Annotated in this window: 22 protein-coding genes; 17 read left to right on the forward strand and 5 right to left on the reverse strand. The window is 50.4% G+C overall.

Translation table 11 applies throughout. From position 1 onward, the window contains the following. Positions 1-570 precede the first annotated feature (570 nt). From QZ310_RS03950 to QZ310_RS03965, 4 genes are all read left to right on the forward strand, one after another. Positions 571-1905, forward strand: a complete 1335-nt coding sequence (locus tag QZ310_RS03950) for a SpoIID/LytB domain-containing protein (RefSeq protein ID WP_297070596.1) — start codon at positions 571-573, stop codon at positions 1903-1905. Positions 1906-1929: 24 nt separating this feature from the next. Next, complete coding sequence (locus QZ310_RS03955; RefSeq protein WP_297070598.1) at positions 1930-3216, forward strand: MFS transporter; 1287 nt, start codon at positions 1930-1932, stop codon at positions 3214-3216. 520 nt (positions 3217-3736) lie between these two features. Continuing rightward, a complete protein-coding gene (locus QZ310_RS03960) occupies positions 3737-4921 on the forward strand; it encodes a DUF1343 domain-containing protein (RefSeq protein WP_297070680.1) in 1185 nt (394 codons plus the stop codon). A gap of 34 nt (positions 4922-4955) precedes the next feature. Beyond that, positions 4956-5804: a BadF/BadG/BcrA/BcrD ATPase family protein gene (locus QZ310_RS03965; RefSeq protein ID WP_297070601.1), complete on the forward strand. Its 849-nt coding sequence runs from the start codon at positions 4956-4958 to the stop codon at positions 5802-5804. 69 nt (positions 5805-5873) lie between these two features. Here the strand turns inward: QZ310_RS03965 and QZ310_RS03970 are convergent, their stop codons facing one another. The 3 genes from QZ310_RS03970 to QZ310_RS03980 all read right to left on the reverse strand — a co-directional run bounded on the left by QZ310_RS03970 (position 5874) and on the right by QZ310_RS03980 (position 8632). Continuing rightward, entirely contained in the window at positions 5874-6425 is a 552-nt protein-coding gene (locus tag QZ310_RS03970; RefSeq protein ID WP_297070603.1) for a 5-formyltetrahydrofolate cyclo-ligase, read from the reverse strand. 73 nt (positions 6426-6498) lie between these two features. After that, positions 6499-8115, reverse strand: coding sequence for a S41 family peptidase (locus QZ310_RS03975; protein WP_297070605.1), 1617 nt, complete (start codon positions 8113-8115; stop codon positions 6499-6501). A gap of 61 nt (positions 8116-8176) precedes the next feature. Then, positions 8177-8632 (reverse strand): dCMP deaminase family protein, encoded by a 456-nt coding sequence (locus QZ310_RS03980; protein ID WP_297070607.1) that lies wholly within the window; start codon positions 8630-8632, stop codon positions 8177-8179. A gap of 180 nt (positions 8633-8812) precedes the next feature. Between QZ310_RS03980 and QZ310_RS03985 the strand changes: the two genes are divergently transcribed. From QZ310_RS03985 to QZ310_RS04040, 12 genes are all read left to right on the forward strand, one after another. Further along, entirely contained in the window at positions 8813-9070 is a 258-nt protein-coding gene (locus tag QZ310_RS03985; RefSeq protein ID WP_297070609.1) for a TIGR03905 family TSCPD domain-containing protein, read from the forward strand. A 76-nt stretch (positions 9071-9146) separates the two neighbouring features. Next, positions 9147-9308, forward strand: coding sequence for a hypothetical protein (locus QZ310_RS03990; protein ID WP_297070611.1), 162 nt, complete (start codon positions 9147-9149; stop codon positions 9306-9308). 24 nt (positions 9309-9332) lie between these two features. Beyond that, complete coding sequence (locus QZ310_RS03995; protein WP_297070613.1) at positions 9333-9884, forward strand: GNAT family N-acetyltransferase; 552 nt, start codon at positions 9333-9335, stop codon at positions 9882-9884. A 304-nt stretch (positions 9885-10188) separates the two neighbouring features. After that, a complete protein-coding gene (locus tag QZ310_RS04000) occupies positions 10189-11073 on the forward strand; it encodes an META domain-containing protein (RefSeq protein ID WP_297070616.1) in 885 nt (294 codons plus the stop codon). A 57-nt stretch (positions 11074-11130) separates the two neighbouring features. Continuing rightward, positions 11131-12321 (forward strand): Xaa-Pro peptidase family protein, encoded by a 1191-nt coding sequence (locus QZ310_RS04005; RefSeq protein ID WP_297070618.1) that lies wholly within the window; start codon positions 11131-11133, stop codon positions 12319-12321. Between the two features lie 36 nt (positions 12322-12357). After that, positions 12358-13803: an HD domain-containing protein gene (locus QZ310_RS04010; protein ID WP_297070620.1), complete on the forward strand. Its 1446-nt coding sequence runs from the start codon at positions 12358-12360 to the stop codon at positions 13801-13803. A 13-nt stretch (positions 13804-13816) separates the two neighbouring features. Beyond that, on the forward strand, positions 13817-14149 hold the full coding sequence (locus QZ310_RS04015; protein WP_297070622.1) for a 6-carboxytetrahydropterin synthase: 333 nt from the start codon (positions 13817-13819) through the stop codon (positions 14147-14149). A 56-nt stretch (positions 14150-14205) separates the two neighbouring features. After that, positions 14206-14787, forward strand: coding sequence for a radical SAM protein (locus tag QZ310_RS04020; RefSeq protein ID WP_297070624.1), 582 nt, complete (start codon positions 14206-14208; stop codon positions 14785-14787). 308 nt (positions 14788-15095) lie between these two features. Beyond that, positions 15096-16145, forward strand: coding sequence for an AAA family ATPase (locus QZ310_RS04025; protein ID WP_297070626.1), 1050 nt, complete (start codon positions 15096-15098; stop codon positions 16143-16145). Continuing rightward, entirely contained in the window at positions 16142-16738 is a 597-nt protein-coding gene (locus tag QZ310_RS04030; protein WP_366141963.1) for a DUF3226 domain-containing protein, read from the forward strand. Before QZ310_RS04025 ends, QZ310_RS04030 begins: the two co-directional genes overlap by 4 nt. A 49-nt stretch (positions 16739-16787) precedes the next feature. Beyond that, positions 16788-18317: a bifunctional UDP-sugar hydrolase/5'-nucleotidase gene (locus QZ310_RS04035; RefSeq protein ID WP_297070630.1), complete on the forward strand. Its 1530-nt coding sequence runs from the start codon at positions 16788-16790 to the stop codon at positions 18315-18317. Positions 18318-18415: 98 nt separating this feature from the next. Next, the gene (locus QZ310_RS04040; RefSeq protein ID WP_297070633.1) at positions 18416-18790 is read left to right on the forward strand and encodes a DMT family protein; all 375 of its coding nucleotides are present in this window, start codon (positions 18416-18418) and stop codon (positions 18788-18790) included. Between the two features lie 217 nt (positions 18791-19007). On the opposite strand, the gene QZ310_RS04045 is transcribed toward QZ310_RS04040, so the two are convergent. Further along, complete coding sequence (locus QZ310_RS04045; protein WP_297070634.1) at positions 19008-20999, reverse strand: U32 family peptidase; 1992 nt, start codon at positions 20997-20999, stop codon at positions 19008-19010. Between the two features lie 313 nt (positions 21000-21312). Between QZ310_RS04045 and QZ310_RS04050 the strand changes: the two genes are divergently transcribed. Continuing rightward, positions 21313-22749 (forward strand): alpha-amylase family glycosyl hydrolase, encoded by a 1437-nt coding sequence (locus QZ310_RS04050; protein WP_297070636.1) that lies wholly within the window; start codon positions 21313-21315, stop codon positions 22747-22749. Positions 22750-22872: 123 nt separating this feature from the next. On the opposite strand, the gene obgE is transcribed toward QZ310_RS04050, so the two are convergent. Beyond that, on the reverse strand, positions 22873-24078 hold the full coding sequence (obgE, locus tag QZ310_RS04055) for a GTPase ObgE (protein WP_297070638.1): 1206 nt from the start codon (positions 24076-24078) through the stop codon (positions 22873-22875). Positions 24079-24134: the final 56 nt, after the last annotated feature.

Consider the following 24134-nt stretch of genomic DNA (forward strand, 5'->3'; position numbering starts at 1 on the left):
ACCCATCTTACAGATATTGCACAAAGATACTATTTTTAGTATCAAAAACAAAATCTCATGAAAAAAGTTTCTCACGATATATCTTCACGATGGAACATTGGTTCTTATTCTTGGAGTTTTTTGATTACTTTTGTAGAAACTAAGAGGGTGTTTAATAATAAATGTTAACCCGTGGGTTCCGTATTTCGGAGCAGATTTCTTTCTGCGAAAGCGACAAGCCGATGATACGCTGGGTTGAGGGAGTGTAGTTAATGTACACGACTGAAACAAAGCGTAAAAGATGCCCGAAAGACGGAAAGGCGAAGTAACTTTTACAGATTAACGCATTCTCATTACAAAGATTATAAACTTTAATGAAATCTAATGGAACTATAATACCGTCGCCTCGGTTTCTCTTTGGCGCTTATCCCGTAACTCCTCGGTCGAGTGCCAATGGGCACAACCTCTTTAGAGCTCGCGTGTGGGCTTGACCCACCGCACTCCCTCATCGTTACGGGATAATCACTCAAAGATAAACCGCCCACGGATTAACATTTATTATTAAACACCCTCTAAAACCAGACGGCAGATATGAATCAGGAACCACAGGTGAGAGTCGGGATACTCTCGGCGACATCTATCCGTTTTACCCTTACCGGACTTTATGCAGGTCCGGAGGGCGAACTCGTTTCGGGAACCCACGAAGCCCGGATGAACGAGTCGGGAATCTCCTTTACCATCGGCGACAAGACCTACACATCCGTTGAATTCATCCCGAGTTCCTACATAGGCGACAGCTTCGAACTCGAAGGAGTGACGATCGGTGTGGATTTCCATTGGCAAAGAAAAGAGAACCAGCGTTTCCGTGGTTCTCTCCGCATTATTGTCGATAAAGGCAAAATCACGGCCATCAATATCGTCAACGTCGAAGACTATCTCGTCAGTGTGATTTCCAGTGAGATGAGTGCGACATCATCGCTCAACCTGCTCCGCGCCCATGCCGTCATATCTCGCAGTTGGGTGCTGTCGATGATGGACCGAAGCTCTGCACCACTTCCTCCTGCCGCCAACCACCCCGACGCGAAGGCTCTGAATCCCGGTCCATCGCTCATACGCTACTGGGACCGCGAGGACCATCTGAATTTCGATGTCTGCGCCGACGACCATTGCCAACGCTATCAAGGGATAAGCCGAGTCTCGACCCCTGTGGCGGCAGGCGCGGTTGCCGACACCCGTGGAGAAGTGCTGACATACGAAGGGCGGCTCTGCGACACGCGTTTTTCAAAATGCTGCGGCGGTGTGTTCGAACGGTTCGAGACCTGTTGGGATGACCAACCGCGCCCCTACCTCGAAGCCCGTCGCGACGGTGTCAATCCTCTCGATTTCCCCGACCTCACAAACGAGGAAAATGCCAACGATTGGATCCTCGGCCGTCCAGAAGCTTTCTGCAACACAAGCGACAAACGCATACTCTCGCAAGTGCTCAACGGCTACGACCGCGAAACTCCCGACTTCTACCGCTGGACCGAGGAACTGTCGCAGGAAAAAATATCATCATTGCTTGCGACGCGTCTCGACAAGAACCTCGGAAAGATAAAAGACCTCGTTCCCCTCACACGCGGGACTTCAGGCCGCATACGCGAACTCAAAATCATCGGGACCGAGGGTGAACTGACCATCGGCAAGGAACTGATGATCCGACGCGCTCTGTCCGACAGCCATCTCTACAGCTCGGCCTTCATCGTAGAAGCTCTTGAAAGGGACAGCGACGGAATCCCCGCCCGCTTCATCCTCCACGGTGCAGGATGGGGCCACGGTGTCGGACTATGCCAGATAGGCGCTGCCATCATGGGCGAACGCGGCTATTCCTACGACGAAATCCTGAAGCATTACTATATCAACGCCGAATTGACGCATCTCTATTAAGCTATGCGAATACCTCCCAAAGTTATGAAAAGAACTGACCGTCCGTCGGCCCGCAGTCCGTGGGCCTGGATTCCGACCCTTTACTTCGCGCAAGGCCTCCCCTACGTCGCCGTAATGACCATCTCGGTCATCATGTACAAACGCCTCGGCCTCTCCAACACCGACATCGCGCTCTACACCGGCTGGCTCTATCTCCCGTGGGTCATCAAACCGTTCTGGAGTCCGTTTGTCGACATCATCAGCACCAAACGGCGTTGGACACTGACCATGCAATGGCTCATCGGAGCTGCCTTTGCCGGGATAGCCTTCGCGCTCCCCACACCATTTTTCTTCTCGCTGACCCTCGCGGTATTCTGGCTCGTCGGTTTCACATCGGCCACACACGACATCGCCGCCGACGGCTACTACATGCTTGCGCTGACCGAACACCAACAATCGCTCTATGTGGGTATCCGTTCCACCTTCTACCGTATCGCTACCGTAGCCGGACAAGGTCTGCTTGTCATTCTTGCCGGGGCCATTGAAGAATCCTCCGGCAACATCCCCTTTGCCTGGTCGGTGGTCTTCGGCATTCTTTCGGCTCTTTTCCTGATATTCGCCCTGTACCACAGCTGGGCACTCCCGAAAGTCGAACATCCCGCCGGACGGTCGCTGTCCACAGTCCGCGACGTATGGCGCGAGTTTGTAGAAGTCTTCGCCGAATTCTTCCGCAAGAGGCAAGTCGGAACGGCCATAGTCTTCATGCTCCTCTACCGTCTGCCCGAAGCGCAACTCGTCAAACTAATCAATCCCTTCCTGCTCGACCCTGCAACCGCCGGAGGACTCGGACTCTCTACCGGACAAGTCGGAGTTGTCTACGGAACTGTAGGCATAATCGGCCTCACACTCGGAGGCATCATCGGCGGCATTGTCGCAGCACGTCGCGGATTGAAATTCTGGCTGCGTCCGATGGCATGGAGCATGTCGCTGACCTGTCTGACTTTCGTCTACCTCAGCTTTGCCAACGACCCCTCGCTTCCGGTCATCAACATCTGCATCTTCATCGAACAATTCGGCTACGGATTCGGATTCACTGCCTACATGCTCTACCTCATCTACTTTTCCGAAGGCCGTCACCGCACCGCACACTACAGTATCTGCACCGGCTTCATGGCACTCGGCATGATGCTCCCGGGCATGGCTGCAGGATGGATTCAGGAAACAATCGGCTACCAGAACTTTTTCCTTTGGACAATGGTCTGCTGCGTGGCCACAATCGGGGTCACATACCTCATCAGAATCGATCCGGCCTTCGGACGCAAAGAATCCTGACAATCAAATGAATGCCATCTGCAATCATCTCTGAAATCATCTCTGTAATCTTTCATATTCTGTCAATCATTAAAATTTATACAACAATTAATTCAACTTGATAAAAAAACAAATACCATAAAAATTCTCTCACCACAAAGATACCCTCTCCCGCACCCCAAAATAGTGCGATAATGCAAAAAGCATCATTATTCTCACGAAAAAAGCGGTAAAAAGGCCAAATTTCCATGCAAATTTAAAGTTAAACTTTAAATTTGCATGGATTTAACCCGAATCAGGCTCTTTTCCGGACTTCGGGCCACACCATTTTCAATATACAGATGTTATAATTAGGAACGATTGTGTCTAAACATAAAAACCACACGCTCCGACCATGCAACGAATCAAAATGACAGGACTGTTTTCAGCCATACTCCTGTCTCTGGCAGCCATAAGCTGCGGAGGCAACTCTTCGGAAATCAGCGGTGACCAAGTGGGCACTGCAAGTGAAAACCGCAACTTCACCTCCCAATCCCGCAGAATGGAAGGTGAAGCCGTCAATCCGGGAATACAGGTTCTGCGGAACTCCGGTTTTGAAGCTCTCAAAGGAAAACGTGTAGGCCTCATCACCAATCCGACCGGTGTCGACAATTCGCTCAAATCGACCATCGACATCCTCGCTGAGGCACCCGAAGTGAATCTCACAACTCTCTTTGCTCCCGAACATGGAGTGAGAGGCAACTATATCGCCGGAGCATCCGTAGCCAATGAGACTGATGCCAAGACCGGAATTCCAGTCTACTCCCTCCACGGCAAAAACCGCAAACCGACACCGGAAATGCTGAAAAATGTGGACGTGATTGTCTACGACATCCAGGATATAGGCACCCGCAGCTACACCTTCATATCCACAATGGGACTTGCCATGGAGGCAGCCGCTGAAAACGGCAAGGAATTCATGGTGCTCGACCGTCCCAATCCGCTCGGGGGCAACAAAGTCGAGGGCAATATCGTCGAACCAGGCAGTTTCTCGTTCGTCAGCCAATACCCCATACCTTATATATATGGTCTCACACCCGGCGAACTCGCCCGTTACCTCAACGGAGAAGGCCTGCTGAAAAACGGCGTGAAAGCCAAGCTCGAGGTCATCCCGATGGAGGGGTGGCACCGCTCGATGACCTTTGCCGAAACAGGAATGCCGTGGGTGCTCCCCTCGCCACATATCCCCGACCCCGCAACCTCGCTCCTCTATCCGGCCACAGGCATCATGGGTGAGCTGGACTATGTGTCGATCGGTGTGGGCTATACCCTCCCGTTCAAGCTCACGGGCGCACCTTGGATAGATGCACAAGCCCTTGCCGACCGCCTGACAGCCTTGAAAATCCCGGGAGTTGAATTCCGTCCGCTCTACTACAAACCCTTCTACGGACTCTACAAGGGTGAAAATCTCAACGGAGTGGAAATTTATGTGACCGACGAAGAGAAAGCACCCCTTTCACTCGTGCAGTTCTACATCATGCAGGAACTTGCTGCGATGTATCCGACACAAAAAGCCTTCGCAAAGGCCACACAGTCACGGTTAAGCATGTTTGACAAGGTGTGCGGCTCCCCGAAAGTACGCCAACTGTTCGGCAAGGCATACAAGGTTGCAGACCTCGCACCATTCTGGAACAAGGACGCCGACTCGTTCAAGAAACGTTCGGAAATCTATCAACTTTACCAATAATCGTCCCTACATTGTCAAACCCTAAATCCATCCAATGATACTCATAGCAGACGCGGGAAGCACCAAAATCGAATGGGCGCTTCTCGACGACAATGGAACCCAACTGATCCGCACAAAGACGCGTGGTCACAACGCAGCCATATCCCATCCGGAAGCACTTGCAAAATCACTCCGCGAGGAAGCCCCGGCATTATATTCGGAAGCTCAGCGCGTCGACGAAATCTTCTATTATGGAGCAGGATGCGCGGGAGAACGATGCGCAGTAATGGCCGATGCACTCGCCGGTATATTCAATTCCGGATGTTGTCATGCCGAAAGCGATATGCTCGGAGCCGCCCGCGCACTATGCGGACACGATGAAGGCATAGCCTGCATTCTCGGGACAGGCTCCAACTCATGTCATTACGACGGTGTGAAAATCACAGCCAACGTTTCGCCACTCGGCTTCATTCTCGGCGATGAGGGGAGCGGGGCGGTGCTCGGACGCAGGCTTATCGGAATGGTGATGAAAGGTGGCTTTTCCAAAGAGATTGCCGAAAGATTCAAATGGCGCTTCCCGGAAGCTACGGTTCAGGAAATCGTCACCCGTGTCTACCGCAGTGACCGCCCCAACTCCTATCTTGCATCGTTCGTCCCCTTCCTCTCTGAAAATATCAATGAGAAAGAGGTTGAGGAATTCGTGACAGACGAGTTCAAACGATTTTTCCGCTTCAACATTCAAAACTACCACGATTCCACAGCCCTCCCCATCCACTTCACAGGCTCAGTAGCCTACCACTTCACCCCGCAGCTCCGCAAAGCAGCCGAAAGTTGTGGCTATAGAATCGGCAAGATAGAAAAAGCCCCCATGGAATCGCTCATAGCCTTCCACGGGGGAAAATAAGTTTCTGCTGTCAGCAGCTGTCGCGCCATCACTGATGATTCTGATAGCTCTGATGGCTCTGATAATTAATTACCGTCTGCGAATGATGACGTGTTGATTCTCGGTAATCACCACGTCCACCCTCACATCGTGGGGCTCGGCATCAATCTCATCGACAAGCTGGAAATCGTAAGCGACGCCGACCTTTCGCGCACGGCTGTCGGCAAGCAGACGGTCATAGTAGCCTTTGCCACGCCCGACGCGGTTGCCTCTGCGGTCAAATGCCACAGCCGGGATGACTATCATCTCCATATCCTCGATGGCCGAAGTGTCGGTGCCTGTCGGCTCCTCGATGTGGAACGAACCGAGTGCAAGGCGCGATTCGTCGTAGGGAAGGATTTCAAGATTGACTCCGTTGACCCTCGGAAGATAGAAGTGCTTGCGGTCACACCACTTGCGGATAAACGCGCGGGTCGACAACTCATCGGGGAGCGAGTGATACATCAGAATCCTGTCCGACAAAAGAAAGTCGGCGGTCTGCTCAAGCAGATTGAACACCCTTTCGGCAGCCGAAAGTTTCTCTTCCTCACTCAGTAGGGTCTTGCGCGCCTTGACGCTGCGCCTTATATCTTCTTTTTTCATCGAGTCTGTTTTCCCTTTGTTTCACCGGAACATTGGACGTATCCATGCAACCAAGGCTACGGTAATCGTTGATTTATTGAGTTATAGGGAAAGCCGCTTTGCCGTTGCCAAGCGCTTCGACACCGGAGAGTACCGTAGGATCGACCACATTGATGACCTCATAGTAACCCTGAACGCCGAGAGCATTGCGCGCAATCATGGCTTTCAGTTGGTTAACAATCAAGTCACGCGAAATGTTTATGTAGTACCATCGAGGTGCCACCCCGGCCTTTTGAGCATAGCTGACAAAGTCCTGCAACAGGGTATCGTCATCGGGAATCAGGCGAAGAATCTCTTCTGCAGTCTTCGCTCCTTCCAGACGGGAACGGTTACGGTCAGTGTAGTCAAAAGTATATTTCTGCACAAGACCGGCGTTGAGCACATTGAGGTAGTATGACGTGATGCCTGTGGTGTCATTGGGGACAAAGATGTCAGGCATGATACCACCGCCTCCATACACCGTGCGGCCATGAAGTGTCTCGAATGCAAGCGATTTGTCAAGCTTGATTGAATCGGCATTGTAGAACTCGCCATGCTCATAGCGGTTCACAATGTCGCGGTCATAGTCTGTGCCGGGTGCGTAGGTCTTCTGAATGCAACGACCCGAAGGAGTGTAGTAGCGTGCTATTGTCAGGCGGATGGCACTGCTGTCGGGGAGTTCCATCTGATTCTGGACAAGTCCTTTGCCAAACGAACGGCGACCGATGACGAGACCACGGTCATTGTCCTGGATGGCTCCGGCGAAAATCTCGCTTGCGCTTGCCGAAATCTCGTCGATGAGAACCACCACCTCATTGTTGAGGAAGCTTCCGGACCCGTCGCTCATCGTGGGGCGCGAATCGGGAGTGGCCTTACCCCTCATGCTGACGATAGGCGAACCGGCAGGAAGGAATTCATTGGCCATCAGTACAGCCGGCTCCATGAAACCGCCACCGTTGCCACGGAGGTCAATGATAAACTTCTCGGCACCGTCGGCAACGAGATCCATCATCGAGGTAAGGAATTCGCTATATGTCGTCGAGCTGAACTTGCTTATCTTCAGGAAACCGACCTTGGGCGATACCATATAGGCCGCATCGATAGAGGTCAGAGGGATGTCACCGCGGACCACATCAAAGTCAAGAGGCTTCTTGGATGTATGGCGTTTCACTGTCAGCTTAACCACACTGCCCTTCTCGCCTCGCAGTGAGCTACGAACCTTGACGTCGCTCCAGTTCTGCCCGGCAACGACTGTGTCGTTGATGGCAATGATGCGGTCGCCTGCAAGCAGACCGGCCTTCTCGGAGGGACCACCGGAAATCACTTCAAGCACATTGATTGAATCGTTGAGCAAGTTGAACGAGATACCTATGCCGGAAAATGATCCGCCAAGCTCCTCATTGACATTCTGCAAATCCTTTGCAGGAATATAGACAGAATGAGGGTCAAGCCGTGAAAGCAGACCCGGGAATGATGCTTCGAGAAGGGAATCAGTGTCGACATCATCGACATACGAACGGTCGACAAGCTCCAGAATAGTGTCGAGCTTGCTTCGCGAACTCCACTTGCCGGAGCCATTGAAAAAGGTATGACCAATCCACATACCCGCTACCAGCGACAAGGCTATGGCAAGGGGCATCCAAACGGATGTTTTTTTCAGACGGTTGTTCATAGAAGGTTTTTACAGATAGAAATTTAGCTTTTTGACAAGTTTAAGTGATTGGATGTGTGCCTCATGAATCACAAAGAGATGGTTGATTGGCAACATCGGATATATGGCAACATTCCACATTCGCACGTTTCAGCAAGTCTATGCCGTCGGTGATACGGTAAAGCTCGTTGAACACAACCCGCTTTATTCCTGCCTGGATTATCAATTTCGCGCAATCGAGACACGGTGAAGCGGTGACATAAAGCGTGGAGCCTTCAGCAGAGTTGTTGGAGCGGGCAACTTTTGTGATGGCATTTGCCTCGGCATGAAGCACATAGGTTTTTGTCAGGCCATCGGCATCTTCACACACATTTTCAAATCCGGCGGGGGTTCCATTGAAGCCGTCGGAAATTATGGTGCGGTCCTTCACCATTAGCGCTCCCACTTTGCGGCGTTCGCAATATGAGTTTTCAGCCCAGATGCGGGCCATGCGCAGATAGCGTCTGTCGAGCAAATCCTGCTTGCCGTTATGTTCCATTTCCGGTAGTTTTAATGCTGCAAAGGTAGTGATATTTATTGTATTATGTCGCATTTCATCCCAAAATCTTACACATCGGTATATAAATTTGTGCAATATTGGAGACGGCCAATACGGTTTTTGACAGTTTTTTCACTAATTTTGCACCCGAAAATCCATTTTATCAATATTTTACGGCAAATGACCTATACATACACCACCCAAGGAACCTGCTCACGCACAATAGAGATTGAAATCGAGAACGACACCATCTGCGATGTCCGTTTCATCGGCGGTTGCCACGGCAACCTTCAAGGTATCGGCGCGCTCGTCAGAGGTATGAAAGCCTCTGATGTCATCAGCCGTCTCGAAGGCATACGCTGCGCCACCAAACCCACCTCCTGCCCCGACCAGCTCGCCCGCGCCCTCAAAGCAATCCTTGCGGAAGAGAACAAATAAATTATTCATAAAAAATCTTAGCAATTTGTTTATCTAAAAGATTATCAGTATATTTGTAATCTTAACATACGATTATATGGCACGTCCGATTAAAGAAACTCCAATTCTAAAAGGGAAAGATGCCGAACGCTTCATCGAACACATACTTCAGTCCGATGATCGTAAGGAATCCCTCGAACAACGCAATAAACGCATGGCCGCCTACGAATCAGCCATGAGAATATTCGTGAACAAGTAAAACCCGGCTATAATATCTGAAATCATGACAAACGCCGAGATTGAAAGTTCGTACATAATCCGTAAACTCAATGAGGACGAAACAATCAGTGAGTTTGATTGTGGAGATGAAGACCTGAATGACTTCATTCTCAATGATGCGCCTTTTTATCTCGATGCACTTCTGGCTGTCACCTATATTCTTGAGGACCGTAACACTAATGATGTAGCAGCCTATTTTAGTCTTGCCAATGACCGGATCGGGCTTGCTGACTTCACGGAATCGAGAGATTACAATCGTTTCCGCAGGCCTAAATTTATAAATTCAAAACGGCTGAAAAGTTATCCTGCCGCAAAAATATGCCGTTTCGCAATCTCCGAATCTCTAAGGGGGCAAGCTATCGGAACCTATCTACTGAATTTCATTAAAACATTCTTCCTTATCAATAATAAAACCGGCTGCAGATTCATCACTGTTGATGCCTATCGCGAAGCTATACCTTTCTATCAAAGAAACGACTTCTCCTTTCTTAATGACGATGACAGAGATAAAGGCACCCGTGTCCTATTCTTCGATTTGAATGACCTTCGGTCCTGACAAGCTTATTTACCGGTAGATGATATTGGCTCTTTGTTTATATTAAGTAATTTGACTACTTTTGTAAAATAAATCACGATATGGGGAGACCAAGGCTCTCCATGACTCCATCAATTCTTTTAATCTAATGTCGCACAAACTGCGGGCTTCAATCGTTCTATCATTGACAGCCTGCATTCTGTCGTGTAAGATTGTCCATTCGTATTAAACTTATTCTCTTCCGGGAGGTCTAAAGTAGAAACAAGCAATCCGAATACCGGACAACAAGCATCTATCGACATTAACAAAAAAACATTCTGTAATTATGAAATTTGTTTCACTATTTGCATCAGCCCTTACAGTAGCCGCTCTTGTCAGCGGATGTGGCACTATGAAGAAAACCAACACCACCGTCACCAACGGAACATCAAACGACAAAACAACTACAGTGAAGACATCATCGTCATCCTACGACGAATCCCAGATAGCCCCGCTTATCGGCAGTTGGGCAGTGACAGCCATCAACGGCAACGCCGTGAAAGTCAACGGCGACAATCATCCCCAGATTTCTTTCGAGGCTATCCCCGACGCCAAGACAGCCATTCTTGTCATCGGATTCAACGGCTGCAACTATCTCAACGGCTCATGGATTGTCCGCGGCAGCAAGCTCGAACCAAACGGCGAGTTCATATCGTCGCTCAAAGCCTGTCATGACGCTCCCTACGAGACAGCTATGAACCAGGCACTCGGCAAAGTTGCCTCCTACTCTATTGTTGACGACAACACAATCGCCCTCAACGGTGCCGACGGCGCATCCGTCCTCACTCTCCGCAAGCGTAACCTTTCATTCCTCAACGGCGCATGGCAGGTGACAACCATTCAGGGCACACCCGTTCCGGCCAACACGGCAATCAAGATTGTCATTGACATCGACGAATGTAAGATTCACGGCAACGCAGGTTGCAATGTTCTCAACGGTGCCATCGTCGTCAATCTCGACAAGGGCGACGGTATTGAATTCAAGGATCTTGCGACAACCCGCATGACATGTCCCGCAATTGCAACCGAGCAGTCATTCCTTCTCGCACTCGAACAGGTTGCCACCTGCTCTGAAGGTGCGTCAGCCGACCAGGCTATAATGAAGGGTGCGAACGGACAGCCCATGCTCACCCTCATCCGTATCCCGGCCGATCAGGTAGGGGAAGAATAATTTCTTCCTCTCCTGCCGCCATTCCTAACAACCATAACAATCCATCCTTATATAAAAATGCAACCCGTTGATTTGCATAAACTGATGCTTCTCTCCGAGGAGGAGTTCAACCGCCGTCTTGACCATGTCAGGGCACAGATGGCCGATCTCGAAATTCCGGCACTGCTCATTTCCGACAATGCCAACAAATATTATCTCACCGGACGCGTCTACGCAGGATTCGTCTATATCCCTCTCGACGGTCCGGTGATTTTCTTCGTGCGCCGTCCTGTCGAGCTTGAAGGCGACGGAGTCGTCTACATCCGTAAGCCTGAGGATATAGCCGGAACAATCGGACTCAACGTCCCTCCGGCCATCGGTCTTGAGCTTGACATACTCCCATATTCAACGGCAACACGCCTCAAAGGCATCTTCCCGGAAAGCGAATTGAAAAACGCCTCGACCGTGATGCGCCGTGCGCGTGCCGTGAAGACTGAAAAGGAGATTGAGATGATACGCCGTTCTGGAGTGAAGCATGTCCATGTCTACAGCCGTATCCCCCACCTTTTCCAACCCGGCATGACCGACCTCGGTCTTCAGGTTGAGATCGAACGCGTCAGCCGTCTCGAAGGTTGCCTCGGTCAGTTCCGCATAAGCGGCGATTCGATGGAACTACACATGGGCAATGTCCTTGTGGGCGACAACGCCGACTCACCTTCCCCCTACGACTTTGCTATGGGAGGTGCAGGACTTGACCCATCACTTCCTGTCGGTGCCGACGGAACCCCGATCAAACCCGGCGACACAATCATGGTTGACATGAACGGAAACTTTGACGGCTACATGACCGACATGACAAGAGTTTTCGCCCTCGGCGACATTGCCCCGCTTGCCATCGAGGCCCACAAATGCTCAATTGACATCCACCGCGAACTCTGCAAGATGATGCGTCCGGGCACTCCTGCAAAGGAACTCTATGCCAAAGCAGAAGAGATTGTCAAAGAGCGCAATCTTCAGCACTACTATATGGGGCACCGTCAACACGCCGGCTTCATCGGCCACGGTGTCGGCATCGAAATCAACGAACTTCCTGTCATTGCCCCTCGCAGCCGCGACATTCTTGCCGAAGGCAACGTCATCGCACTCGAGCCCAAATTTGTTATTCCCGGAACCGGTGCGGTAGGCATCGAGAACACATATGCCGTCTACGCCGACCATGTCGAATGTCTCACACCCGCACCGGAGGAACTCTCATATTTTGACGTGTAAAACGTTAAGATAAGCCCAACCAACAACTAACCTGCAATGCAGTCTTTAGAAAATATAGTACAACAACTCGACATACCTCTCTACCACACCATAGGCGACGCAGCTGACTCGATTGACCGTCCATGCTACGCTGTCGGTGGCTGTGTGCGCGACCTGTTTCTCGAACGTCCGTCGAAGGACATAGATTTCGTCACCGTCGGAAGCGGAATCGAGCTTGCGGAAATCGTGGCGAAACGTCTCGGAAAGGGTACACACCTCAATGTGTTCCGCAATTTCGGCACAGCACAGGTGAAGCGACATGAGGTCGAACTCGAATTCGTAGGCGCCCGCCGCGAATCCTACGACCGCAATTCACGCAAACCCGTCGTGGAAGACGGTACCCTTGAGGAAGACCTTTCCCGTCGCGACTTCACGGTCAACGCACTCGCCATCCGCGTCAACCGCAAAGGTTTCGGTGAATTGATCGACCTTTTCAATGGGGTCGCCGACATGGAGCGCAAGATTCTGCGTACACCCCTCGACCCCGACATAACTTTCAGCGATGACCCGCTGCGCATGATGCGCGCCATCCGCTTCGCCACTCAGCTAAACTTCACCATACTCCCGGAGACCTTCGAAGCCATCCGCCGGAATGCAGAACGCATAAAAATCATCTCCCACGAACGCATTGTCGACGAGCTGATGAAAATCATGCGCGCTTCTCAGCCGTCAATCGGTTGGGACCTTCTGCTCAAATCTGGCCTCCTCGCCATCATTTTCCCGGAACTGGCGGCCATGAAAGGGGTTGAAGTGGTGAAAGGACGCGGACATAAGGACAACTTCTATCATACCCTTGCTGTTCTCGACAATGTTGCCCGTAAAAGCGACAATGTCTGGTTACGGTGGGGTGCGCTGATGCACGACATCGCCAAACCCGTCACCAAACGTTGGGACGACAAACTCGGCTGGACTTTCCACAACCATAATTTCATCGGAGCGAAAATGGTACCCCGCATCTTCCGCAGGATGCGTCTGCCCCAGGATGCGAAGATGAAGTATGTTGCCAAACTCGTCGAACTTCACATGCGTCCCATTGCCCTCGTGGAGGACGAGGTTACCGATTCGGCTGTCCGCCGCCTCATCCACGATGCCGATGATGACCTTGAAGACCTCATGACCCTCTGCGAAGCCGACATCACATCCAAGAATCAGGAGAAAGTGCGACGCATTCTCGATAACTTCGCACTGGTGCGCGCGAAGATGGTCGACCTCAACGAGCGTGACCATATCCGCAACTTCAAGCCGCCGGTCGACGGCAACGAAATCATGGAGACTTTCGGCATAACCGGAGGTCCGCTCATCGGTATCATCAAATCGACAATCAAAAACGCAATCCTCGACGGTGTCATCCACAACGACTACGACGAAGCCCGCGAACTCATGCTGAAAGTCGCAGCCGAGCACGGTCTGCATCCCGTTGCCTCAACATCCAACGAAGAGTAATTATTCCATCCAAATGTATTATATCACCAAACGATTCGAACTTGCGGGTTGCCACCGCCTCAACCTTTCCTACGAAAGCAAATGCTCCCGTCTCCACGGCCATAACTGGATCGTGACTGTCCATTGCCGGGCCAAAGAGCTTAACGCCGACGGAATGGTGGTTGATTTCAGCCACATCAAGGAGCGCATCACCTCCTATCTCGACCACGGAAATTTCAATGAACTCCTCCCCTTCAACCCTACGGCTGAAAACATCGCCCGTTGGATCTGTGAGCAGACTCCAAACTGCTACCGTGTAGATGTCCAGGAAAGCGAAGGCAACATTGCAAGCTACGTTATCGAATAGTTGTAGGCCACGGAAGAAGAACGTGGACACACCATCATAATATATTTCATTCATCAATGAGCTATCGCGTAAACGAGATATTCTATTCCCTCCAGGGTGAAGGCTACTTCACCGGCACACCGGCAGTGTTCCTGCGCTTCAGCGGATGCAATCTGAAATGCGGATTCTGCGATACGCGTCATGAGGATTTCACACTGATGACTCCGGCTGCGATTATCGAACAACTGAAAGCATACCCCTCGCGCCACGTCATCATCACGGGAGGCGAACCCTCTCTCCAACTTGACCAGATTCTTGTCGATCTCCTCCATGACGAAGGCTACTTCATCCAGATTGAGACCAATGGCACCCGTCCGCTGCCCGAAGGGATAGACTGGGTGACCTGCTCGCCAAAAGGGGATGCTACAGGAGAGTGTGCGGTCAAACTCCGCATGGTCGATGAACTGAAAGTAGTCTACGAAGGACAGGATGTCGAAACCATAGCCTCATCCGTCCCTGCCATGCACTACTTCCTCCAACCCTGCAGTTCCCCCCGCTACGAAGGCGGCTCAAACACCTCCGAAACCGTCACCTACATCCTCCATCACCCCCATTGGCGCCTCTCCCTCCAGACCCACAAACTCATCGACATCCAATAGCCCCTACATCCAAGGAACTGTATCAAATCTACAAAAGAGATACAAAAGCACAAAAGAGCATAAGAGACAAAAGAATTTTACAATAAAGGCTATGAAGGCAACTCTCAATCTTACAGAAAAAATATATCTTTTGTCTCGTATGCACTTTTTTCTTCTGTATCAAAAAACGGAAATATTGAATTATGATAACAACTCCTTGACATTTTAAATTTTTTTTAAGGAACGCCTCCCATACTCAAGCACAATTTTGACTCCGTTAAGTCTATTTTAATGATTATTTTTCTTACCTTTGCAAAAATGACTATCTAATGTTCAAGACATTACAGATTCAAAATTTCCGTGGCATCAAATCTGCTGAATTGGAGGGACTCGAACAGATAAATCTTCTTTTCGGAAAAAACAACTGCGGAAAATCAACCATCCTTGAGGCGTTGTTCCTGATTACGGGACAATCCAATCCCGCATTGCCATTATCAATCAATTCGATGAGAAACTACATGCGATTCTCAGAGGGTGATTTGAATATCGAATTCTACCAACTTAATCCTGAAAATAAAATCACGATTTCAGCAACCGGCGACAAAAACCGCCGGCTTGAAATCACACAGATAAAATCACACAGCAATGTGGTCAATCTCGACTCCCTACCTCATGGGAACTCAGATAACAGCGGAAAAACGTATGGACTGAAGCTCAACTACCGTATCGGTGAAAACGACACAAATTACAGTTCGGAACTCATAATAAAGGAAGGTGAATCTGAAAACGGGAAAGTGACAATCGACAAACGATATAAGGAGGACCTATTTTCACAATACATTCCATCCTCCACCTCACAGCCATCACTTTTCGAGGAATTTGCCCGTATAATCGCCAATAAAAAAGAGGACCACATACTGTCAGCACTGCGTAAAATCGAGCCGTCGATAAAAGACATTCAATTGGTGGGACAAGAAATTCTTGTTGACATTGGTGTCCAGCAACGCCTTCCGATAAACATGATGGGCGACGGACTCCGCAAGCTCCTCATGATTATAATTTCCATCTACCGGTGCCGTGACGGAGTTTTGCTGATTGATGAAATCGACAATGGATTCCACTTCTCAGCCATGAAAGTCCTGTGGCAAGCAATTCTGGCTGCAGCAAAAGATAATAACGTCCAGCTTTTCGCCTCCACACATAACATCGATTCCCTGAAGGGCCTGAGCCAAGTTCTGAAAGACAAGGACTATACTTGTTTTCAAAAGGATGTAGGAGCATTCAAGCTTATCAAGACTTATAGTGGAGATATGACAGCTATCAAATATGACTATGAGTCCTTTCAATATTCAATCAATCAAGAATTGGAAATGAGATGATCAATATATACCTCGAATCAAAAAATCGGTCCACACCGGAGTATGTATTTGTGAACACTCTTCTTCATTTCATGAATATTGATCCTGACCAGTTTACGATAGTCCCGATAAACGGGAAGGATAATCTACGCAATTCAAGGAATCAGTTCCTGCAGAACACTGCCGAAGGAGGTATAAATCTTATTGTTTTTGATGCAGACTCACCCGAAAACTTGGGTGGATATAATCGCCGAAAAGCGGAAATACAAAATACACTCCTTGAGTTTGGTATTGACAGCGAGATTTTCTTATTCCCGGATAACAATAATGACGGCGATTTTGAATCTCTTCTTGAAACAGTTGCGCGCGGAGATATTCATGAGCCATTCTTCGGTTGCTTTAACGACTATGAATTATGTCTCGGAGACAGGTATGTTCATCCAAATAGAAAAGGGAAATTACACGCATATATCACCTCCATGCACATGAGTAGTGAAAAACGACGTAATCTCGGTGGCGGGAATTGGCTTTTTGAAGATGAAAACTATTGGAATCTCAACGCTGATTCACTGAATCCACTTAAAGCGTTCTTAAAACAATACTTCACTGCTTGACATTCAATAATTCAGCAAATTATCAAGACTAAAAAATCAGATTCGATATATGAAAATCAACAGATTATTTACGATATGCGCGCTTGCAGGCATGGTGTTTGCGAGTGCTTGCTCGGATAAGAAGGACAGTGATCACCTCGTGATACTGCATACCAACGACACTCATTCGGCCATCGATCCGGACCGTCACGACATGGGCGGAGCGGCCCGTCGGATGGTGCTGATCGACAGTGTGAGAGGCGCACACGAGAATGTGATGCTCATTGATGCAGGCGACGCCGTTCAAGGCTCGCTCTACTACACCCTTTTCGGAGGAGAGGTAGAGCGCAAGGTGATGAACGCCATGGGCTATGACATCCAGATTCTCGGCAACCACGAGTTTGACAAGGGAATGGAGCAGCTTGCAAAGGAGTGGAAACAGCTCAATGCCAACCGTCTCAGCACCAACTACGACCTTACAGGCAGCACACTCGAAGGACTCTTCGTCCCCTCGGTCGTCAGGGCTATAGGTGACAAGTCAGTCGGTTTCATCGGCATAAATCTTGACCCTGCCGGTATCGTTTCCGAAGCCAATTATACCGGAGTCAAGTACATCGACGGTATCAAGGCTGCCAACGAGGAAGCCGCACGTCTCAAAAGCGAAGGCGTTGACATGGTTATCGCTGTAACACATATCGGATATGAAAATGAACCCGGCTACAGCGACATGGATATTGCCCGCAACTCCCATGACATCGACGTGATAATCGGCGGACACTCACACACCGTGATCGACCCGAACGACAATCGCAGCGGTGTCCCGAAGTGGAGAGTGCCCAATGCCGACGGCGATACAATCTCTGTCCTCCAGACAGGTTCGAGCGGTGTCAACCTCGGTGAAATCGACATCAACCTTGCGACAAAGGATGTCACTGCACGTCTCATCCCTGTAGACAAGCGTCTTGATGACCGCGTCGGGTCGAAGATAGAAGAAATCGTTGCTCCCTACCGCAAACAAGTGGAGGAGATGCGCTCAAAGAAAATCGGCAACTCGCCATACGAATATGAACGTAAATCGCCCGAGATGGTCAATCTCCTCAGCGACTTCGTCAGAACTCGCGGAGCCGAACTTTCCGGCAAACCGGTCGACCTCTCCATCATGAACAAGGGGGGCATACGCAACAGCCTTGCCGCCGGACCTATCACCCAAGGTGAAATCATCGACATCGCACCATTCGACAACTCTATTGTAGTGATGGAAATCAAGGGCAAGGACCTTCTCGACAACATCGCCATCATGGCCTCACAGGACGGTCAGGGAGTCAGCAGCAATGTAGAGATTCTTTATGATCCATCTACCAAAGCTGTCAACAGCGCGACAATCGACGGCAAAGCGATAGACCATGCAAAGACCTACCGTCTTGCCACCATTGACTATCTCGCTGCCGGAAACGACTACATGGAACCTCTGAAACGCAGCACGATCCTCGCCAAAAGTCCTGAGGTGCTCTACCAGATACTCATCGACTACGTTGCCGAAGGTAAGCTCGACAAGCTCCTTGCCAATCCCGACAAGCAGCAGCGAATGAGAAGTTTCTAAACTTAATAATAAAGGAACAAGCGCTTGAGAAGCCATTTTCTCAAGCGCTTGATATGTGTCAGAACCAAATCAAATAACCTCAAAGATTTATCATTGATATGAACGGCTGGTGGACTGTCGGACTACTCGTGGTATCCAACATATTCATGACTTTCGCATGGTACGGACAATTGAAATTGTCGGAAATGAAGGTCATCACATCCAACACTCCTCTTTTTATCGTCATCCTGCTTTCATGGGCAGTGGCACTGTTTGAGTATTGCTTCATGGTGCCTGCAAACCGCTATGGCTATCTCGGCAACGGCGGCCAATTCTCCCTGCTACAGTTGAAGGTGATGCAGGAGGTGATTTCACTTCTCGTGTTCACAGTGTTTGCAATCCTGCTTTTCAAGGGTGAAAGCCTCCACTGGAACCACTTTCTTGCCTTCTGCCTGCTCATTGCAGCAGTTTATTTGGTTTTTATGGAGAGTTAATAGGGTTGATAGGGCTAATAAGGCTAATAAGGCTAATAAGCCTAATAGGGCCAATAAGTGGCGGAAACGCGGTCACTTATTGGCCTTATTGGTTTTCAGTTTAGTTTATAAGTCAAATCTATTTGGCCTATCTGACCTATTGGGCTTATTGGGCCTATTGGACTTATTAGCCCTATTAGACTTATTAGCCCTATTTGGCCTATTTTGCTTATTTCGCTTATTTCGCTTGATAGACTTGCATCCTGCAATTCTTGCAGTCGAAGTCGAGGCGGAGGCGGGTGTTGGCGCTGATGAGGGTGAGTGGGCCGCGCCAATCTTTGCCGGAGGGGTCTTTAAGACATTTACCAAGCTCTTTTCGCAAGCAATAGCGGGTGGTCATGACCGGAGCTTCCACTGAGGCATCATTCAGGGCTTCCACTGAGGCATCATTCAGGACTTCCACTGATGCATCCTTCAGGGCTTCCGTTGAGGCATTATACCGGGCAGCCGATGAGGCATCATCATTTTGAGACTTAGACTTTCCTCTTTTATCCCCACAGCTCTTTCCGGCAACTTCCATGGCGGGGGCAATCTCCGTGGCGCCATGCGAGAGATAGAACTCTCGGGCAAGTTTGTTGGCCACGTTGTCGTGGACTGTAAGACGCGTACCGTAGGGCAATGGGACATCAAATTTTTCCGGCAGACGATAGGTGAAGCGGTAGGTGGCGCGAGCACTGCGGTCAAGGGCCTCCACACAGTCACGGCGCAAGGCAGCAAGTGCCGAGGCCGGAATAAAGACAGCTCCGGCAACGTCCACTATCCGTCCGGAACGATAGCCTGTTCCTCCAAGCTTGTCGAGAATGCGACGGCGTGGCCCCTCCTGCGGAGTGACAGCGCTCTGCAATTCCGGCACATCAGCAATGACCGTAGCCGAACATCCACGCTCATCAGTCATTTCAAGCGAGATTCTCTCGGACGAAACAACCTGCAGCGCCATGTCAACGCTTATTGTACGGGTAGTCTTTGCGGCCGCTATGCTGTCGTCAAACTCCTTATCGCGGTTGCGATACAGAGCCGTCCCGGCAGGAATATTCTGCGGCGATGCTGGGAAAAGTTTGTTGCCTTCAACACGGTTCAGACGGAAACCCTGGAACACACCTGCGGGAGTGTAGTAACCGAGGCCGTCGCCATTCGCAAGATTCTCGCTGAGCCTTGCCGTGATGACCTTGGGTTTGCAATCCGTCACCACCCCGACTTTCAATCCTGTTGCCTTCGGGGATGAAATCGAGGCCATGCCCTTGGCAGGAGCCTTTCCGGTTAGGAAATAGGGCGTGAAACCACGGTTGAAACTCTTGTCGAGCGACGGGTTGAAACCAAGACGCACACCTCCGACTGACTGACGGACATATTTCCCGCCGCTCTCCTCGACGAAACGGTCGAGAATACGGCTGTAGGCTCCAACAGTGTTCTTGACGTATGCCTCATCCTTTAACCGTCCCTCGATTTTGAAGGAACTGACTCCGGCGCCCACCATGTCTGGAATGGCGGTCGAACGGTTGAGGTCGCGCAACGAAAGAAGATGCTTGTTCCGGACCAGGACATTGCCCTTTGCATCCACAAGGTCAAACGGCAGGCGGCACACCTGCGAACACTCACCACGGTTGGCACTGCGCCCGGTCGTGGCGAAACTTGCACGGCAGTCGCCACTGTAGCTCACGCAGAGTGCGCCATGAATGAAGGCTTCAAGCGGTGTGTCGGGAACAGCCTCATGGATAGCTGCAATCTCTTTGAGCGAAAGTTCCCTTGCAAGGACAAGACGCGAGAAGCCCACATCAGCAAGAAAACGGGCCTTGGCCGCATCGCGGATGTCGCACTGAGTGCTTGCATGAAGTTCAATCGGAGGAATATCCATCCGCAAGATACCCATGTCCTGGACAATTAGTGCGTCAACTCCGGCCCTGTACAGCTCTCCGATAAGCCGCTCCACCGACTTCAACTCATCATCATAAATGATGGTGTTGACAGTCGCAAAAACCTTTGCATTGAAACGATGGGCATAGTCGACCACACGAGCTACGTCAGCTATGGAATTGGCGGCTGCATGGCGCGCGCCATGACTCGATGCACCCATGTAGACGGCATCGGCTCCGGCTGTGATAGCAGCGATTGCGATGTCGGCATTGCGTGCAGGTGCAAGCAGTTCAAGAGGGGTGGCGACAGTTTTGCTCATTATCTCAAAATATAGTGTTAAACAGAGTTAAAATCACGAAGTTACGATTAAACCATTCTCACTTCGTCGAGTCAAAAAGACATACAACGTAATAGAATTAGCTTTTTGATTATATGCTCTGCGTCGGCTCGGGAAGAGTGGCGCAGAGCACTTCTTTTTCAGCTATATTCTAACGGTCGAAAAGCGCTTATTATTGTCAACGCCACTGCCGGCAATACCAATATATATTAATATATGTTGAGTTTTAGGATAAATGACTTTTTATTCGTATCTTCGCAAAAGAATATCATACTCACATTTTTCAAATTCTCCGATGAAAAAATTCTTTCTAACCATTCTTGCCGTGGCAGCCGTCACGGTTCTCGTCGTATCATGCAGCTCTTCGAAGAAAAACGACTCGCTGGCTGACGGACGCGACTCAACTTATACCAACGTAACCCATCCCGACTGGTCGCGCAATGCAGTCATCTACGAAGTGAATGTACGCCAGTTCACCGATTCCGGCACCATCACAGCCTTCGATTCCCAACTTCCCCGCCTCAAAGAGCTCGGAGTAGACATCCTCTGGTTCATGCCAATCTATCCCATCAGCGAAAAGAACCGCAAGGGTGAGCTTGGCAGCTACTATGCCGTCAAGGACTACAAGGCTTTCAACCCCGAATTCGGCACTCTCGACCAATTCAAGGAAACAGTGAAAAAAGCCCATGACCTCGGCATGAAGGTAATCCTCGACTGGGTGCCCAACCACTCAGGATGTGACAACGCATGGGTGACCGAGCATCCCGACTGGTATGCAAAGGATTCACTCGGCAACATGTTCGGCCCATACGACTGGACGGATGTCTACAAGTTCGACTACTCCAATCCTGAAATGCGCACCGCAATGGTCGATGCTTTCAAATTCTGGCTCACTGAAGTCGGTGTTGACGGTTTCCGCTGCGATGTGGCCATGGAAGTACCCGTCGATTTCTGGGATGAGGCACGTCCCCAGCTCCAGGCCGTCAAACCTGACCTCTTCATGCTTGCCGAAGCGAGCGTTCCCGCGCTCCAGAAAAACGGCTTCGACATGGGCTACAACTGGCCGATGAAGGACCTTTTCAGCGAGATTGCCGCTACTTCCGGTCAATACACCTTCAAGAACGACATGGGCGAGGTCCGCACCTTCCCCACACGCCATGCCGCAGACATTGACTCGCTCCTTGCATCGCAGGCTGCCGAATATCCCCGGGACACCTACCTGATGAACATGATTACCAACCATGACCTCAACTCATGGGAAGGTACCGAATTCGAGCGCCTCGGCAATCTCTCCGATGCTTTCGCTGTCCTCTCCTACACCCTTCCGGGTATGCCCCTCATCTACACCGGTCAGGAAACAGGCATGAACCGCGCCCTCGAATTCTTCGTGAAGGACAAGGCTCCGGAATGGGAACCCCGCAACAAATATTTTGAGTTCTACAAGAAGCTCAATAATCTCAAACACACTCAGGCTGCACTTCTCGCCGGAGAGGAAGGCGGCGAAATGGTGCGCTACGCCACAACCAGCCCCGACCTCTATGTCTTCTCCCGCTCGAAGGATGATTCCCGCGTCGTAGTGCTCGTGAACCTCGGAGCTGAAGAAGAGGAAGTCAAATTCAGTGCTGAAACTCCTGAAATCACCACCGAAACAATAGATTTCTTTACCGGAAACCAAGCCACTCTCCCCACCACCCTCAAACCCGGTGAATACCGCGTCTTCACTGGCAAGTAATCCACTTGCAGGATAGATACAGATAAAATTACAGTCCACATTGTTTGCAGTAGAATCGCAAACAATGTGGACTGTTTAATTTCAGGGTGACTTACCCTTTATTTTTCAGTAATGAGAACCGGCTTAGTCCTTATACTCCTCGTAGCCGTCCTCGTCAAGCATACCGTAGCCGTAGTCTTCGCCCTCGAAGCCTTCGTCATCAATGTCGTCCCATTCCTCCTCATCATCACCGGGAATTTCAGGAGCGTTCTCAAAGATGAACTCATCCTCTTCGCGGACACGGTGATGACCGTCGAGGGGACGGTGGGTGATAGGATTGACTTCGATACGGTTACGCTCATCGGTAATCTCAGCCCAAAGCATATCCTTAAGCTCTGTGAGCCCCATGCCTGTAACAGCCGAGATGAAGATGTGGGGAACTCCTTCGGGTAAGGTAGCCTCAATTTCTTTCATCAGCTCCTCGTCAAGCATGTCGCTCTTGGAGATGGCAAGGACGCGGGGTTTGTCGGCAAGCTGCGGGTTGAAGCGTTCGAGCTCACCCACAAGAATGTCGTACTGAGCCTTGATGTCGTCGGCATCTGCAGGAACCATGAACAGGAGCACGGCATTTCGTTCGATATGACGGAGGAAACGCAGACCAAGGCCCTTTCCTTCGCTCGCACCTTCGATGATACCGGGGATGTCGGCCATGACAAACGACTGGTTGCCGCGATAGGATACAATGCCGAGCTGAGGCTCCATCGTCGTGAAGGGATAATCGGCAATCTTCGGACGGGCTGCAGAGATGGATGACAGGAGGGTGGATTTACCTGCATTCGGGAAACCGACGAGACCGACATCAGCCAGAAGCTTCAATTCAAGGATGATTGACTTCTCGATGGCAGGTTCGCCCGGCTGCGCATAGCGCGGAGTGCGGTTGGTCGCACTCTTGAAATGCCAGTTGCCAAGACCGCCACGGCCACCGCGCAGGAGCTTCACCTCCTCGCCGTCCGATGTGACCTCGCACAGATATTCACCTGTCTCGGCATCAAAAACGACGGTGCCGCAGGGAACCTCAACGATCACGTCCTCACCGTCCTTTCCGAAGGAACGGCCACCGGAACCGCTCTGACCGTTGCCGGCAAAGATATGACGGCGGTAACGGAGCGGAAGAAGTGTCCACATGTGGGAGTTGCCACGGAGGATGATGTGACCGCCACGGCCACCGTCACCACCGTCGGGACCACCCTTGGGAACATATTTCGCACGATAGAAATGCCTCGAACCGGCACCGCCTTTGCCTGAACGGCAGAGGACTTTAACGTAATCTATGAAGTTGGAATCAGCCATTGTATTAGCGGACTTGTTGTTAGAATTGATGATTTGTAAATTATAACACTTTTGAG

The sequence above is a fragment of the uncultured Duncaniella sp. genome (genome assembly GCF_910577345.1).
Lineage (GTDB): Bacteria > Bacteroidota > Bacteroidia > Bacteroidales > Muribaculaceae > Duncaniella.

Bases quoted from the DNA above. Each gene is read 5' to 3' on its own strand.
- QZ310_RS03950 (WP_297070596.1), top strand. From the start codon at position 571: ATGAATCAGGAACCACAGGTGAGAGTCGGGATACTCTCGGCGACATCT.
- QZ310_RS03955 (WP_297070598.1), top strand. From the start codon at position 1,930: ATGAAAAGAACTGACCGTCCGTCGGCCCGCAGTCCGTGGGCCTGGATT.
- QZ310_RS03960 (WP_297070680.1), top strand. From the start codon at position 3,737: ATGGAAGGTGAAGCCGTCAATCCGGGAATACAGGTTCTGCGGAACTCC.
- QZ310_RS03965 (WP_297070601.1), top strand. From the start codon at position 4,956: ATGATACTCATAGCAGACGCGGGAAGCACCAAAATCGAATGGGCGCTT.
- QZ310_RS03970 (WP_297070603.1), bottom strand. From the start codon at position 6,425: ATGAAAAAAGAAGATATAAGGCGCAGCGTCAAGGCGCGCAAGACCCTA.
- QZ310_RS03975 (WP_297070605.1), bottom strand. From the start codon at position 8,115: ATGAACAACCGTCTGAAAAAAACATCCGTTTGGATGCCCCTTGCCATA.
- QZ310_RS03980 (WP_297070607.1), bottom strand. From the start codon at position 8,632: ATGGAACATAACGGCAAGCAGGATTTGCTCGACAGACGCTATCTGCGC.
- QZ310_RS03985 (WP_297070609.1), top strand. From the start codon at position 8,813: ATGACCTATACATACACCACCCAAGGAACCTGCTCACGCACAATAGAG.
- QZ310_RS03990 (WP_297070611.1), top strand. From the start codon at position 9,147: ATGGCACGTCCGATTAAAGAAACTCCAATTCTAAAAGGGAAAGATGCC.
- QZ310_RS03995 (WP_297070613.1), top strand. From the start codon at position 9,333: ATGACAAACGCCGAGATTGAAAGTTCGTACATAATCCGTAAACTCAAT.
- QZ310_RS04000 (WP_297070616.1), top strand. From the start codon at position 10,189: ATGAAATTTGTTTCACTATTTGCATCAGCCCTTACAGTAGCCGCTCTT.
- QZ310_RS04005 (WP_297070618.1), top strand. From the start codon at position 11,131: ATGCAACCCGTTGATTTGCATAAACTGATGCTTCTCTCCGAGGAGGAG.
- QZ310_RS04010 (WP_297070620.1), top strand. From the start codon at position 12,358: ATGCAGTCTTTAGAAAATATAGTACAACAACTCGACATACCTCTCTAC.
- QZ310_RS04015 (WP_297070622.1), top strand. From the start codon at position 13,817: ATGTATTATATCACCAAACGATTCGAACTTGCGGGTTGCCACCGCCTC.
- QZ310_RS04020 (WP_297070624.1), top strand. From the start codon at position 14,206: ATGAGCTATCGCGTAAACGAGATATTCTATTCCCTCCAGGGTGAAGGC.
- QZ310_RS04025 (WP_297070626.1), top strand. From the start codon at position 15,096: ATGTTCAAGACATTACAGATTCAAAATTTCCGTGGCATCAAATCTGCT.
- QZ310_RS04030 (WP_366141963.1), top strand. From the start codon at position 16,142: ATGATCAATATATACCTCGAATCAAAAAATCGGTCCACACCGGAGTAT.
- QZ310_RS04035 (WP_297070630.1), top strand. From the start codon at position 16,788: ATGAAAATCAACAGATTATTTACGATATGCGCGCTTGCAGGCATGGTG.
- QZ310_RS04040 (WP_297070633.1), top strand. From the start codon at position 18,416: ATGAACGGCTGGTGGACTGTCGGACTACTCGTGGTATCCAACATATTC.
- QZ310_RS04045 (WP_297070634.1), bottom strand. From the start codon at position 20,999: ATGAGCAAAACTGTCGCCACCCCTCTTGAACTGCTTGCACCTGCACGC.
- QZ310_RS04050 (WP_297070636.1), top strand. From the start codon at position 21,313: ATGAAAAAATTCTTTCTAACCATTCTTGCCGTGGCAGCCGTCACGGTT.
- obgE (WP_297070638.1), bottom strand. From the start codon at position 24,078: ATGGCTGATTCCAACTTCATAGATTACGTTAAAGTCCTCTGCCGTTCA.